This window comes from Enterococcus sp. LJL120 (assembly GCF_054871765.1).
This window is the reverse complement of the sequence record NZ_JBTXLV010000006.1, coordinates 248,624-262,288: the sequence shown is the minus strand read 5'-3', so window position 1 is coordinate 262,288 and position 13,665 is coordinate 248,624. Positions and strand designations below refer to the sequence as shown.

Sequence of the window (13,665 nt, the reverse complement as noted above, 5' to 3'; positions counted from 1 at the left end):
TAAGCAAACCACTTTTTTTCTAAAAATTGAAATATCCTCTGCTTTAGTATACAAGAAAATCCTTAAAAGACCAATGTTGACAGTCATTTTTCAAGAAAGTTTCCGTTTTTCTTCACAATCTGCTAAAATGAGAGAAAATTATTAAAGGAGTTTTCCATGAACGAGCTAAAAGCAGTGGCATTTTTTGATTTAGATGGCACTTTATTAAATGAGAACAGTCAAATTACTCCAGAAATAACTGAAGCAATGCAACAACTAAAAGAAAATAAAGTCCTGCCGGTGATTGCTACTGGCCGGACAGAGGTTGAAATAGATACAATTATGCAGGCAGCTGGCATTGATTCCTGTATTGTGATGAACGGCCAATTTATTCGAGTTAATGGCGAAACGGTCTATCAAGATATTTTTGCACCAGAACTCTATCAGCGTTTTTATCATTTTGCCAAAAATCTAGGTCATGAGGTCAGCTTTTACAATGCGCGTCGAATTTGGGCCTTTGACACAAATGATTCTATGGAAAAAGCCTATAGTTTCATCCATGCCAACATGCCGAAAATTGTTTCCGAATTTCCAGATGAAACAGTGAATATGCTATTGGTTCTTGGTAGCGACCATGATGAACAATATCTTGCCGCATTTCCTGAGCTAACTTTTTATCGTAACTCGCCTTTTTCAATTGACACAGTAAAAAAAGGAACCAATAAAGGAACCGGTGTAAAAAATTTATTACACAATTTGAACTTAACAGATGTGCCAACTTTCGGCTTTGGCGATGGCTTAAATGATTTAGCCTTGCTAGAGGCTTGTGATACAGCAATTGCGATGGATAATGCTCGCCCTGAAGTGAAAGAAGCAGCTGATTATATCACAGCTAAAAATACTGAAGGTGGCATTGTGCAGGCGCTAAAACATTTTGAATTAATTTAAATTTCCACCCAACAGATTTCAATTAATTTCTGAGTACAACAAGTTTCTTACTTTTTGAACTGCGAGCTTTGCTTTTTTTCGCAGACATGTTATACTGTTTGAGCACAAATCCCGTGCACCCTTTAATTTTCGGGGGCGTTACGGATTCGACAGGCATAGTTTGAGCTTGAATTGCGCTTCGTAGGTTACGGCTACGTTAAAACGTTACAGTTAAATATAACTGCTAAAAACGAAAACAACTCTTACGCTTTAGCAGCCTAAAAACTGCTTGCGTAGATCCTCCCGGCATCGCCCATGTGCTCGGGTAAGGGTCTCAAAACTAAGTGGGATACGCTAAATTTTTCCGTCTGTAAAATTTAGAAGAGTTCATCAGACTAGCGAAGTTCGTCGCCTGTCATTCGGCAGCGGGCCAAGTGAAACTTAATTGAATTGACTATGAGCGTAGAAGTTGAAGTGGCAATGTGTTTGGACGCGGGTTCGACTCCCGCCGTCTCCATTTCTATTAATTCTGTGGAAATGAGCAAAACTCCGAAACCTGAGCATCAAGGGTTTCGGAGTTTTTATTTTCTGAGTTTTCAACGACAGAAAAATATTTCTGCATCATTTTTGCATTATCACATTCATCCGCCTGATTAATTTCTTGTTATCTATCTCCCTCACCTATCTATTTCAAAAATAATTAAACCACTCTTTTCTCCAGCAAACATCATTTTACAAATCCCCCCTTGACTTCCAGTGACCTTTAAGTTGTACACTAAAGAAAAACTTTGGAGGCCACAATGAAATATTTATACCTTATGCGCCATGGCGAAACTTTGTTTAATCAGCTGCACAAAATCCAAGGCTGGTGTGATTCTCCGTTGACGGAAGCTGGTAAAGCACAAGCATTGCAAGCAAAACATTATTTAACTCAGCATAATATCACTTTTGACCATTATTTTTCTTCAACACAGGAACGAGCCTGTGATACACTTGAAGTAATCACGGATCAGCCGTATAGCCGCCGAAAAAATCTCAAAGAAATGAATTTCGGTAGCTTTGAAGGAGAAAGTACACGACTGCAACCAGTGGGGCCGGAAAATTATGAGCATTTTTACGAACAGTTTGGTGGGGAATCAGCGGAGGAAGTGCGTCAGAGAATGCGTAAAGAATTGACTTCTATTATGGAAGAGACTCAAGAAAATGCTTTGGTTGTCTCTCACAATGGTGCTATTTTTTATTTTTTACAGCAAATTTATCCTTTGGGTCAGCAACCTTTGCAGCTGGCAAATTGCGGCTATATAAAATTTGCCTACCACGAAGAAAGCTTCACTTACATTGAAACCATTAATCCATCAACGGAAAGGAATTCAAAATAGATGAAAAATCAAAAGGGCCAAGCCATTCCAAATAAGACACAGCCTATTCCAACAAAGGCTTTTAACAAGCAAGAGGGAACCATTTTGTACTGGTTGGGAAATTCTGGTTTATTGATAAACAGTAGAGGGACGACCATTCTGGTGGACCCAGTGCTTGAGGGCTTTGACATTCCGCTTTTAATTGATATGCCTTTAAATGCCGCAGAAATTCCTCAACTGGATGCAGTGCTCTTAACTCATTCTGATAATGATCATTTTAGTGTGCCCACGTTAACAAAATTAAAAAGATTAACGCCGACTATCCATGGACCAAAATATGTCGCCGAATTATTTACAGAAAAAATTGGCGGGCCGGCTAGCGGTCACGACCTTCATGACCATTTTAAGGTCAACGATATTGAAGTCGAAGTCACACCGGCTGATCATGCTTGGCAAAATGACACGACAAAATTTAATCGTGTTTTTCGGTTTGAAGATTTTTGTGGTTTTTATCTAAAAACCGTTGATGGTTCACTTTTTATTCCCGGCGATTCAAGATTGCTGCCAGAGCAATTGACTCTACCTGAACCAGATGCAATTCTTTTTGATTTTTCAGATAACAGCTGGCATATTGGTTTTGATAATGCTGTGAAACTAGCCAACACTTATCCCCATGCTGATTTACTTCTAAGCCACTGGGGTACTGTTGACGCCTTTGATAAAGATGTCTTTAACGGTAACCCTGATGATTTATTTCCAGTCGTCACAAATCCCGAACGAATTCGGGTGTTGGCGGCTGGAGAAGCTTTTTCATTAGTCTCTCATCAGTAAAAAATAAAATCCTCATCCTCTGCTAGATTTAAAAAAACTAGCGAAGATGGGGATTTTTTCGTGACTCATCTATCAATTTTGTAGAATTACTTGCCTGTGCGTTCCTTTTCACTTTGGGGATAGCGGTCACCGACAATTGTGATCGCAGCGAGTGCTTGATTCAGCTTGCTCAATTCTTCTGCTGTAAAAGAAATTGTTGCAGCCTGGGCATTTTCTTGGACACGCTCGTTATTTGTGGTGCCAGGAATCGGAATAATCCACGGCTTTTGCGCTAAAATCCAAGCAATCGCAATCTGAGCCAAGCTAGCAGCTTTTTCCTGAGCAATAATTGTCAAGAGGTCTAATAATTTTTGATTGGCTTCTAATGCTTCTTCAGTGAAGCGGGGCAGCTCTTTGCGATTATCATTTTCCGCAGCAATCGATGCAGCCGTGACTTTCCCAGAAAGATAGCCTCTGCCTAATGGACTATAGGCTACTAAACCAATCGACAGCTCCTCTAAGATTGGAAAAATTTCTTTTTCCAAATCACGCCACCAAATTGAGTATTCACTTTGAATAGCTGTCAAGGGTTCAATGTTATGGGCGCGTCGAATTGTTTCACCATTGGCCTCAGAAAGTCCCCAATGTTTGATTTTCCCTTCCTTTTTAAATTGCTGCATGGTAAAAGCAACTTCTTCGATTGGAACATGGGGATCAACTCGGTGAATGTAATACAAATCAATGGTCTCAGTTTGCAATCTTCTTAAGGAACCCTCAAGTGATTTTCTCAAGGTTTCAGGGCGGCTGTCTGGCCAATTTTTCAAACCATCAATTTGAAAGCCGCCTTTTGTAGCAATTTGCAGCTGATTGCGTTTGTCCTTTAAGGCTTGTCCCACAAGTTCTTCATTTGTATACGGCCCATATACTTCCGCAGTATCAAACATCGTATAGCCAGCATCGAGGGCTTGGTCTAAAATTGCTTTGACTTCTTTTGCTGATTTAACAACGCCTCGATGGTGGTTCAATCCCATGCAGCCAAACCCGATGGCTGATGAAAGAAAATCATCATTACCTAACATTCTTGTTTGCAAATTTCTCCCTCCTTCAAGTTGGCTTTCCACAAATAATTTTTTTGATAGTTAAAATCAATTTCAGCTCTTGACTGAACTTGGTGCTGCCATTTCAATCGTTGCCAAATTTTCTCCGTTGGTTTCAATGACTTGCTTGTACCAATAAAAAGATTTTTTTCGGCTTCTGGCAAAGCTGCCATTGCCTTGATTGTCGCAATCGACATAAATAAAGCCATAGCGCTTGCTCATCTGTCCGGTGGAGGCGGCAATTAAATCGATACAGCCCCAAGTTGTATAACCGATTAGCTCAATGCCATCGATTGTGACCGCATCGGTGAAGGCTTGGATATGCTGTCTTAAATAATCGATGCGGTAATCATCTTCAACAAAACCATCTGCGTTAGGAGTATCAACGGCCCCCAAACCATTTTCAACAATAAAGAGTGGCTTTTGGTAGCGATCATAGAGCTGGTTTAAAGAATTACGCAGACCCAGTGGATCAATCTGCCAGCCCCATTCAGTATTTGTTAAATGAGGATTTTTAATCGTGCCGTAAATATTGCCGGTGGTTTGTTCATAATCCTCTTCGTGGGCACTGACGGTTCGGGAAGAATAATAAGAAAACGACACAAAATCAACTGGTGCGCTGGCTAAAATTTTCGAGTCTTCTGGGTCCATCTCAATTTTTAAGCCCAGGCGTTCAAAACGCTTTAAGGCATAATTGGGATATTTGCCACGTGCCTGCACATCAATAAAGAAATACCCTTCACGGTCGCGATTGATAGCTTCTTGATAATCTTCAGGACGGCAAGTATAAGGATAATTATTGCCCCCCGCTAACATACAGCCAACCAAATTTTCTGAATCAATTTCGTGGGCCTTTTTAGTCACTAAGGCACCCGCAACTAACTGATGATGGGCAGCTTGGTATTTAATTTCTTCTTGGTTCTCCCCTGCTTCAAAAACTAAACCGCCGCCGACAAAGGGTTGGTGCAATAAAATATTAATCTCATTAATGGTCAGCCAATATTTTACCAGACCTTTATAGCGAGTCAGAACAGTTTGGGCATAGTTCACATAAGCCTCGATCATCTGACGGTCTCGCCAAGCGCCGTATTTTTTAATCAAAGCCAACGGCACATCAAAATGGGCAATTGTTACTAATGGTTCAATCTGGTGCTTTCTTAGTTCCTTGAAAATATTTTCGTAAAACAGCAGGCCGGCTTCGTTTGGCTCGGTATCGTCACCATTAGGAAAAATTCTAGTCCAAGATAACGACATGCGATAGACCTTGAAGCCCATTTCCGCAAATAATTGAATATCATCGAGATAGCGCTGATACATGTCAATCGCTTTTTGAGCGGGATAATAATGCTCATCATCCCACGCTAACATTTTTAATTCTCCCAAACCGACCGCTTTACGGTCAGCACCAAGGGGCAGCATGTCAATATTTGACAAGCCGCGACCATCTTCAAGGACGCTCCCTTCGGCTTGATTAGCAGCCGTTGCGCCGCCCCATAAAAAATTCTTAGGTAAAGACATTGAAAATTCCTCCAGTATTATTCTTAGACTTTAATTGCCAAAACATCTTCGTTACAAGTGGTCGGACCGGCTACTAACGGTTCAATCGTTGAATATTGCGGCGTGTTGGTGACCACAACTGGTACTTGGGTGCTGTAGCCGGCAGCTGTGATTTTTTCAATGTCAAAGGTCGACAACAGCTGCCCCTTTGTAACTCGTTGACCATCTTCGACAAAGGTTTCAAAAAATTGACCGTTTAACTCCACCGTATCTAAGCCAACGTGAATTAAAACTTCGACGCCAGTATCAGATTCCAAACCGATTGCATGTTTTGTTGGGAAAATTGTCACGACTTTGCCATCAAAGGGCGCTAAAACTTCCCCTACACTTGGCTCAACAGCGAAGCCTTTACCTAAGGCTTCTGAAGCGAAAACTTGATCTTTTACTTCACTTAAAGGAATAATCGTTCCTTTAAGCGGGCTAACCAAGGAAATATCTTCTAAAATAATTTCTTTGACCTCGGGAATCGTCGTGTCTTCAAATTTAAAACTTAAAACATAAGTTAACACCGCAGTCACCGCAGCTGAAATAATTAAGGCGATAATAATATTCCAGAAAAAAGTCATCGTGTTATCGCCAATATAAAGTAAAACCGCAGGCAAGCCAGATGAACCGGTAGCAAAACGATGGGTGTTGGTTAAGCCAGCGTACAAGCCGCCTAAGCCGCCACCAATCATTGCCGCGACTAACGGATATTTTTTCGGTAAATTAACGCCATACAAGGTCGGTTCGGTAATGCCCATATAGGCAGTGATTGAACCGGATGTGGCAATCTGCCGCAACTTTTTATCTTTTGTTCTAAAGGCCACCACGGCTGAAGCTGTTGCTTGAGCGATATTGGAACAAACACAACCGGGACCAAAAATACTATCGTAGCCTAATTCTGCCATTTGCATCATGCCTAGAGGTGCAACCCCATTATGCAGACCAAACATCACCATGATTGGTAAAAAGCCACCGATTAATACTGCTGGTACCCAGCTGGCGTTGACGCTTAAGAAAGTAAAGAAGCTGGCTAAGTAGCCTCCCAAGACACTGCCAATAGGACCTAAAACTGAAAAAGCTAGCGTTCCCATAATTAAAAAGGTTAACAGCGGCACAAAAACTAATTCGACTGATTTTGGTATCACACGATTCAGTGCTTTTTCAACATAGGATTGTACAAATACAATAATTAAAATTGGAATAACCGTGCTGGAATAAGTTGCTAAAGAGAAAGGAATAATATTAAAGAGTTGCACGGGCTCCCCTGCAGCGACTAAACTGGCCCAATTGGGATGCATCATCATCGCTGCCACCGCCACTGCTAAAATCGGATTTGATTTTAATTTCTGCGCTTCGGTAAAGGCCAACAACATTGGCAAGAAATAAAAGACGCCATCAGCAAAAAGATTTAATAAATAATAGGTTTGTGAATCCGTAGTAGTGAGATTAAAAACAACTAGCAAGGCCAACACCGCTTTAACCATCCCCGCACCGGATAAAGCTGGAATAACCGGCTGAAACGTACCGGAAACAAATTCGATGATTGTATTTAAGATGCCTTTTTTCTCGCCATTTTCAACAGGACCACTGACATCGATATCTTTTTCGACTTCTTCAAAGACCTCTTTCACATGGGTGCCAATCACCACTTGATGGACCCCACCACTGACAAGATATTTTGCCACTCCATCCAAATTTTCAAGGGCTTTTGTCTGCACTTGGCTTTCGTCTTTGATTTTAAAGCGCAATCGGGTTTGGCAATGATAGGCGTCACTAATATTTTCTTTGCCGCCTAAATCTTGGATAATTTCTTTGGCTAATGCTTGGTATTTTTTACTCATAAAGAGGCTCCTTTCAAGTCCCGCAAAAACTTTTCAACGTTTGAACTAGTTCTATAGCAGAAGATTAACACGGAAAGTTAACGCTTCCAATAGTTTCCAGCAACAACGAAACGGGTTTCGAGAAAGTTCTCAAAACCCGTTTTTTTATGAAATTTATTCCATCTTTTGAGGCGTTTTTAAAAATCTTCTTGCATCGCTTTAAAATTACTCGCCCGTTCTGATTCCAAATCTTTGGCATTATTAATTTTGATTGCAAGATTTTTTTGGTAATCCAAAGCAAAAACTTTTCCGTATAACACATCTAGGACTATCATAATTGATTCTTCCGTCGCAAAGTTGGTAATTTTAGAATAGAGCTTTTCCCGACTAGAAATATTTAATACCACTGTCGCATAATCCCGCAAATAATTTTGACCGCCGCTAGTTAAGCCGATAATCGGCACCCCGTTGCGCTTTAAAATTTTGACACTGCTGATGGGATCTTTTTCTGGGCTATTGCCAGAATAAGAAATGATTAAGCCGCAATCAGCAGGAGTCAGTGAGTGGGAAATCAGTCCCATTTCACTGGGGCGGGCCATAAAAGCTTTTTTTTGGATGGAAAGTAGTTTTCGGCGAAACAATTCGCCGTAATAAGAATTGGGACTCGCCCCATAAATCACTAAATTTTCGGCTTGGTTAATTAAAGCCGCCGCCGTATTTAAATCCTCTTCTTCAAAAAGGGCTACTGTTTCTTGCAGGCTTTGTATTTTTAAATTGGCAATGTTTTCAATGATTTCCAGAGTCTCAGAATTTTCGTCAAAAGGTAGATTAGGATCGACACTGTCACTGGCGCTTAATTCTAAACTGGCAACTTCATGGGTGAAGGCGTAAATAAATTCCCGCCAGCCGGAATAGCCAAAATATTTAGCAAAGCGCACCAAGGTCGGCTTAGAGGAAAAAGTTCGCTGGGCGATTTCCTGCATCGTCAGATTCGCCAGCTGGTCTTTATTTTCCAAAAGAAATTCGCCAATCGAACGGCGGGCATCGTTTTCTTTAAAGGCCGCATCTTCTATTTTTTGAAATAAATACATCTTCTCACTCCTTAAAAAAAGACTGGAGACCTAAGTTTCAGCAGCAGCAACTTTTCTCTATTGTCCATAGCCGACAAATTTTGAGACGGTAGACAAGACTTTAGTTACTGCTGTGATAAAACTTATACTCTCACAGTCCTTTTGCAGACATGTTATTAGTTAAAGCCGACGATTGAATGAGGCAGATAAGGTTCTTCTAGATAAGCGATGTCGGCTGGTGTTAATTTCATATCGACAGCCTTCACTGCGGTTTCAACGTGGGACAATTTGGTAGCGCCAATTACTGGGGCTGCTAAAGTTGGTTTACTAAAGAGCCAACTTAAAGAAATTTCGACACGGCTAACACCATAGCGCTCTGCTAATTCTCCAACGCGATCAATAATCAGCTGGTCTTGTTCAGCAGTTTTATCATATTTAGAACGCGCCGTATCATCTGTTTCTAAACGTTTAGAAGTCTCGTTATTATTGCGGGCTAATCTACCAGAAGCCAGCGGACTATAAGGCGTCAGTGCAATTCCTTTTGATTCACAATAAGGAATCATCTCCCGCTCTTCTTCCCGATAAATTAAATTCAAATGGTTTTGCATGGAAACAAATTGCGTCCAGCCATTTTTTTCAGCAACATTATTGGCAGCTTGAAATTGAAAAGCATGCATGGCCGACGCGCCGATATAACGAGCTTTACCGGCTTTGACTACATCATGCAACGCCTCCATTGTTTCTTCAATAGGTGTTGTATAATCCCAACGGTGAATGATATACAAATCGACATAATCTGTTTGCAGGCGTTTTAAGCTTTGGTCAATTTGCGACATAATATGCTTGCGGGACAGCCCGCCGCCGTTTGGCCCATCAAACATTTTTTGATGAACCTTGGTGGCCAAAACAATTTTATCCCGGTCAGCGTAATCCTTTAAAGCAGCACCTAAGATTTCTTCGCTGCGGCCAATTGAATATACATTGGCCGTGTCAAAAAAGTTAATGCCTAAATCCAACGAGCCTTTAATAATCGGCCGGCTGGCATCTTCTTCCAGCACCCATTTGTGAAACCAGTTGACTGGGTCGCCAAAACTCATCGCTCCCAAACAAATTTTTGAGACATCTAAACCAGTATTTCCTAATTTTGTATACTCCATAAGACCGCTCCTTTAAAATTATTTACCCATTAAGTTTACTGCTGGGCCTTTTTTTCGTCCAATACTTCTCCAGCAAACTTCACTATGCTTAAAAGGCATTTGACGCTTTTTTGTTTCAATAGACTGCTGCACTAAACTTACAATTTTTCTTATTTTTTGGACCATTGTTGGCCAAAACTTGCCTGTTGCGATTCAACATGGCCCCGATGACCATGAACAGTGATTTTATCAAGAGCTGCTTCTAAAGCGCTAAACTCTTCTTCAGTTAGTGTCACATTCCAAGCCGCTAGATTTTCTAGGATGCGTTCTTGATTTTTAGAACCGGGAATCGGCACGACATTTGGATATTTGTGGAGCATCCAAGCTAATGAGATTTGTGCATTAGTCGCTTTTTTTTCTGTTGCAAAGCGATTTAAAATTTCCAACACCGGTTGATTGGCAGCAATGTTTTCTTTAGAAAGCTGGGGTACAAATTTGCGCACATCGTCGCCTTCAAACTTGGTTTCACTGGTTACTTTTCCCGACAAAAAACCACTGGCAATCGGTGAAAATGGTACCACTGTGATGCCATTTGCTAAGCAGTAGGGAAAAATATCTATCTCAGCATCCCGCTCCAACATTGAATACAAATTTTGAACAGCGGCCACCGGTGTAACTGCATGAGCCTTGGCTAAAGTTTCTGCTGAAACTTGTGACAGCCCCCATTCTTTGATTAAACCTTCGGCAATTAATTCCCCCATCACCGCTGCGACATCCTCTAAAGGAATCGCCTCATTGATGCGGTGGAGATAGTATAAATCGACATAGTCTGTCTGTAAATTTTTTAATGATTGCTGCAGGTGTTCCCGAATGACTTGGGATAAATTTTTTTCAGCCGTCAGCTCTTTTTCGTCAATATGCAATTTAGTAGCCAGGACGACCTCGTTACGAAAATCTTTAAACGCTTTGCCTAAGAGCTGCTCATTGTGACCCGCAAAAAACATTTCTTTTCCATAAGCTTCTGCTGTATCAAAAAAATCACAGCCAAATTCATAGGCTTTTTGAATAGCCGCAATTGCGTAATCTTCATCAGGTACTGCACCGTAGCCGTGGGAAAAGCCCATACAGCCCATGCCAATTGGCGCTACGGTTAAACTGCCGATTTTTCTTTTTTTCATTGAATAAGTCGCCTCCTAAATTTTACACTCTATTTAAGAGTACAAGTTATAAAAATATTTGTCTAATACTCTTTAAAATCTCACCTATGCTTTTCAGGCATGTAAGTAAATCGTGAGATGACCTTAAGCATTACGAAATTTTTTTCTTCGTATAAAGTTGAATTTCTTCACTCAAATGCTGTCAAAAAGTTCGCATATCATTTTTTTCAAAAATCAAAATAGCTTACCCTTAAAAAAATCCATGCTATCCTTAGAGTAAATCATTTAAGGAGGTTATCACATGACTAAAGTTTTATTAATTGTCAATCCAAGTTCGGGCGGCGAAAAAGCCGCAGAGTACAAAAAAAGGGCGCAGGAAAGTTTACAAAAAATGTTTACAGAGGTCGTGACCAAAGAAACGACTGGCGATGGTGATGCGACAAAATTTGCGAAAACCGCCGTCGATGAAAATATGGATGCTGTCTTCGTTATGGGGGGCGACGGCAGTGTCAACGAAACAATCAGCGGCTTGGCGGGAGCTGAGCGGCCACCAAAATTTGGTTTCTTTCCTTTGGGCACTGTCAATGATTTAGCACGGGCCTTAGGGATTTCGCTAGAACCGGAACAAGCGATTCAAGAGGTCGTCGCTTATCAGCCACGGCCATTAGATGTCGGAAAAATCAATGACAGCTATTTTATGAATTCCGTTGCATTGGGCGATATTTCTGAGGCGGTAAACAATGTCAGCGTTGAGGAAAAAACTAAATTAGGCAGCCTAGCTTATTTTGTTGCTGGTGCTAAAAGTTTTATTAAAAATGAGCTCCATGAATTCCAGATGGTCATTGACGGTCAGCAGGAAATTTTTGTCGGGAGTACCGTGATGATTGGTTTGACCAATTCGATGGGGGGCTTCGAAAATTTATTTCCTGATGCGAAAGTTGATGACGGAAAATTTCATATGATTTACTTAGAGGATCAAAATAAATTAGACATGATTCGTTCTGCTCCGCAACTGCTGATGGGTGTCACAGAAGATGGTGCCAAATTAAGCTATCGCACCTTTACCGAGGCTGAAATTTCTTTAACCGATCACCAGCAGCTACCCGTCAATGTCGATGGCGATGGTGGTTTAAAGCTGCCAATTCATTTAAAACTCCTTCCGGCACACTTAGAAGTTTATTGTCCAGTAAAAGATTTGTCCTAATCAGTTAACCCGCTCTTTTCGCCTACTTCTGCTAGACTAAAGAAAAACAAGGAGGCGTTAACATGAACAAGAAAAGATGGCTGATTTTACTAGCAGCCGTTGTTGGGACAGAATTAGTTGGTAGCTTATCAGGACTTTTAGCCGGCGACATCCGCGGCATGTATGAATCCTTTAATCAAATTCCCCTTTCACCGCCAGGCTCACTTTTTGGCATCGTCTGGCCGATTTTATATTTTTTAATGGGGCTTTCACTATTTTTGATTATCATCACTCCGGCAAAACGCTCGACTAAGACGTTTGCCTATGGAATTTATGGCCTACAACTTTTATTAAATTTCACATGGAGCTTGGTTTTCTTCGGCGGCGACCAAATGTTTTTGGCGATTTTTAATATTCTAGCTTTGGACTTACTCGTCTTGTGCCAAATTATTTATTATCGACGGATTTCCAAGTGGGCGGCTTATTTATTAGTTCCTTATCTAGTGTGGATTTTATTTGCCACATATTTAAATATCGGCTTTGCCTTAGTCAACTAACAGATTTGTTTTTAAATTCTTTGCTAAATACTAAAAACCTATTTAAAGCCCGGTACAAGCCGGGACTTTAAATAGGTTTTTGGTTTAATTGACAATCACTGTCCCACTTGAACCGGCAATCGCTTCTGTCGCTTTTTCCAAAGAAGCGATAATCGCTTTGCGGCCCTTTTTTGATTCCGCAAAATTAATGGCAGCTTCCACCTTAGGCAGCATGCTACCGGGGGCAAATTGATTCTCTGCAATATAGTGTTGCATCGTTGAAACAGGTTCCTCAATTAATGCTTTTTGATTTTCTTTGCCAAAGTTGACAAAGACATGGTCGACAGCAGTTAAGATAATAAAAATATCCGCGTCAATCAGAGCCGCCATTTTCGCTGCGGCAAAATCTTTGTCAATTACCGCCTCAACTCCTTGATAGCGAGTTCCTTTATATTCAACTGGAATACCACCTCCACCACAGGCAATTACAACTTGTCCGGCCTCTACTAAAGTTTTTAAACTAACTTTTTCATAGATATCAACCGGTTTTGGCGAGGCAACGACCCGGCGCCAGCCACGACCGGCATCTTCTTTATAAACATCGTCACTTTCAGCCATTATTTTTTTGGCTTCCGCTTCTGAATAATAGCCGCCAATCGGCTTTGTAGGATTTGAAAAAGCCGGGTCATTGGGATCAACTACAACTTGTGTCAACATTGAGATGACTGGAATATTTTGAAAGCCACGGCTGACTAACTCCTCATCAATCGCTTGTTGCAAATGATAGCCGATGTAACCTTGACTCATTGCTGTACATTCTGGAAACGGCATTATTTTTTCCGGTTCAGCTGCATCGAATTTTTCAAAGGGCAACCGAATTTGTCCCACCTGCGGACCATTGCCATGGGCGATGACTACCTGATGGCCGGCACTAATTAAATCGGCGATGGATTTAGCCGCCAATTCAGCCTTAGTCAATTGCTCGTTTGCTGAATTTCCTAATGCATTACCGCCTAAAGCAATTACTACTTTTGCCATATTATTCTCTCC

The 13,665-nt window shown here is 41.0% G+C and carries 12 protein-coding genes and 1 other RNA gene; 6 read left to right on the top strand and 7 right to left on the bottom strand.

Features of this window, described 5'->3' with window-relative positions; genetic code table 11:
- Window positions 1-156: 156 nt before the first annotated feature.
- The 4 genes from ACYSNU_RS11940 to ACYSNU_RS11925 all read left to right on the top strand — a co-directional run bounded on the left by ACYSNU_RS11940 (window position 157) and on the right by ACYSNU_RS11925 (window position 3,095).
- Window positions 157-927 (top strand): Cof-type HAD-IIB family hydrolase, encoded by a 771-nt coding sequence (locus tag ACYSNU_RS11940; RefSeq protein ID WP_461737441.1) that lies wholly within the window; start codon window positions 157-159, stop codon window positions 925-927.
- A 131-nt stretch (window positions 928-1,058) separates the two neighbouring features.
- Window positions 1,059-1,426: a transfer-messenger RNA gene (ssrA, locus tag ACYSNU_RS11935) on the top strand.
- Between the two features lie 280 nt (window positions 1,427-1,706).
- Window positions 1,707-2,285: a histidine phosphatase family protein gene (locus ACYSNU_RS11930; RefSeq protein WP_461737440.1), complete on the top strand. Its 579-nt coding sequence runs from the start codon at window positions 1,707-1,709 to the stop codon at window positions 2,283-2,285.
- Window positions 2,286-3,095, top strand: a complete 810-nt coding sequence (locus tag ACYSNU_RS11925; protein ID WP_461737439.1) for an MBL fold metallo-hydrolase — start codon at window positions 2,286-2,288, stop codon at window positions 3,093-3,095.
- A gap of 86 nt (window positions 3,096-3,181) precedes the next feature.
- On the opposite strand, the gene ACYSNU_RS11920 is transcribed toward ACYSNU_RS11925, so the two are convergent.
- From ACYSNU_RS11920 to ACYSNU_RS11895, 6 genes are all read right to left on the bottom strand, one after another.
- Complete coding sequence (locus tag ACYSNU_RS11920; RefSeq protein WP_461737438.1) at window positions 3,182-4,165, bottom strand: aldo/keto reductase; 984 nt, start codon at window positions 4,163-4,165, stop codon at window positions 3,182-3,184.
- A 60-nt stretch (window positions 4,166-4,225) separates the two neighbouring features.
- Window positions 4,226-5,689: a 6-phospho-beta-glucosidase gene (locus ACYSNU_RS11915; protein ID WP_461737436.1), complete on the bottom strand. Its 1,464-nt coding sequence runs from the start codon at window positions 5,687-5,689 to the stop codon at window positions 4,226-4,228.
- A 23-nt stretch (window positions 5,690-5,712) separates the two neighbouring features.
- Window positions 5,713-7,554 (bottom strand): beta-glucoside-specific PTS transporter subunit IIABC, encoded by a 1,842-nt coding sequence (locus ACYSNU_RS11910; protein WP_461737435.1) that lies wholly within the window; start codon window positions 7,552-7,554, stop codon window positions 5,713-5,715.
- A gap of 176 nt (window positions 7,555-7,730) precedes the next feature.
- Window positions 7,731-8,624, bottom strand: a complete 894-nt coding sequence (locus ACYSNU_RS11905; protein ID WP_461737434.1) for a MurR/RpiR family transcriptional regulator — start codon at window positions 8,622-8,624, stop codon at window positions 7,731-7,733.
- Window positions 8,625-8,779: 155 nt separating this feature from the next.
- Window positions 8,780-9,760 (bottom strand): aldo/keto reductase, encoded by a 981-nt coding sequence (locus ACYSNU_RS11900; protein WP_461737433.1) that lies wholly within the window; start codon window positions 9,758-9,760, stop codon window positions 8,780-8,782.
- Window positions 9,761-9,909: 149 nt separating this feature from the next.
- Window positions 9,910-10,917, bottom strand: coding sequence for an aldo/keto reductase (locus ACYSNU_RS11895; RefSeq protein ID WP_461737432.1), 1,008 nt, complete (start codon window positions 10,915-10,917; stop codon window positions 9,910-9,912).
- Between the two features lie 280 nt (window positions 10,918-11,197).
- Here ACYSNU_RS11895 and ACYSNU_RS11890 point away from each other — a divergent pair, with 280 nt between their 5' ends.
- Both ACYSNU_RS11890 and ACYSNU_RS11885 read left to right on the top strand, forming a co-directional pair.
- Window positions 11,198-12,100, top strand: a complete 903-nt coding sequence (locus tag ACYSNU_RS11890) for a diacylglycerol/lipid kinase family protein (RefSeq protein ID WP_461737431.1) — start codon at window positions 11,198-11,200, stop codon at window positions 12,098-12,100.
- A 62-nt stretch (window positions 12,101-12,162) separates the two neighbouring features.
- The gene (locus tag ACYSNU_RS11885) at window positions 12,163-12,636 is read left to right on the top strand and encodes a TspO/MBR family protein (RefSeq protein ID WP_461737429.1); all 474 of its coding nucleotides are present in this window, start codon (window positions 12,163-12,165) and stop codon (window positions 12,634-12,636) included.
- Between the two features lie 84 nt (window positions 12,637-12,720).
- Here ACYSNU_RS11885 and arcC read toward each other — a convergent pair whose 3' ends face one another.
- A complete protein-coding gene (gene arcC / locus ACYSNU_RS11880) occupies window positions 12,721-13,653 on the bottom strand; it encodes a carbamate kinase (protein WP_461737428.1) in 933 nt (310 codons plus the stop codon).
- Window positions 13,654-13,665: the final 12 nt, after the last annotated feature.

Coding starts and splice junctions, on each gene's coding strand:
- ACYSNU_RS11940 (WP_461737441.1), top strand. CDS start 157: ATGAACGAGCTAAAAGCAGTGGCATTTTTTGATTTAGATGGCACTTTA.
- ACYSNU_RS11930 (WP_461737440.1), top strand. CDS start 1,707: ATGAAATATTTATACCTTATGCGCCATGGCGAAACTTTGTTTAATCAG.
- ACYSNU_RS11925 (WP_461737439.1), top strand. CDS start 2,286: ATGAAAAATCAAAAGGGCCAAGCCATTCCAAATAAGACACAGCCTATT.
- ACYSNU_RS11915 (WP_461737436.1), bottom strand. CDS start 5,689: ATGTCTTTACCTAAGAATTTTTTATGGGGCGGCGCAACGGCTGCTAAT.
- ACYSNU_RS11910 (WP_461737435.1), bottom strand. CDS start 7,554: ATGAGTAAAAAATACCAAGCATTAGCCAAAGAAATTATCCAAGATTTA.
- ACYSNU_RS11905 (WP_461737434.1), bottom strand. CDS start 8,624: ATGTATTTATTTCAAAAAATAGAAGATGCGGCCTTTAAAGAAAACGAT.
- ACYSNU_RS11900 (WP_461737433.1), bottom strand. CDS start 9,760: ATGGAGTATACAAAATTAGGAAATACTGGTTTAGATGTCTCAAAAATT.
- ACYSNU_RS11895 (WP_461737432.1), bottom strand. CDS start 10,917: ATGAAAAAAAGAAAAATCGGCAGTTTAACCGTAGCGCCAATTGGCATG.
- ACYSNU_RS11890 (WP_461737431.1), top strand. CDS start 11,198: ATGACTAAAGTTTTATTAATTGTCAATCCAAGTTCGGGCGGCGAAAAA.
- ACYSNU_RS11885 (WP_461737429.1), top strand. CDS start 12,163: ATGAACAAGAAAAGATGGCTGATTTTACTAGCAGCCGTTGTTGGGACA.
- arcC (WP_461737428.1), bottom strand. CDS start 13,653: ATGGCAAAAGTAGTAATTGCTTTAGGCGGTAATGCATTAGGAAATTCA.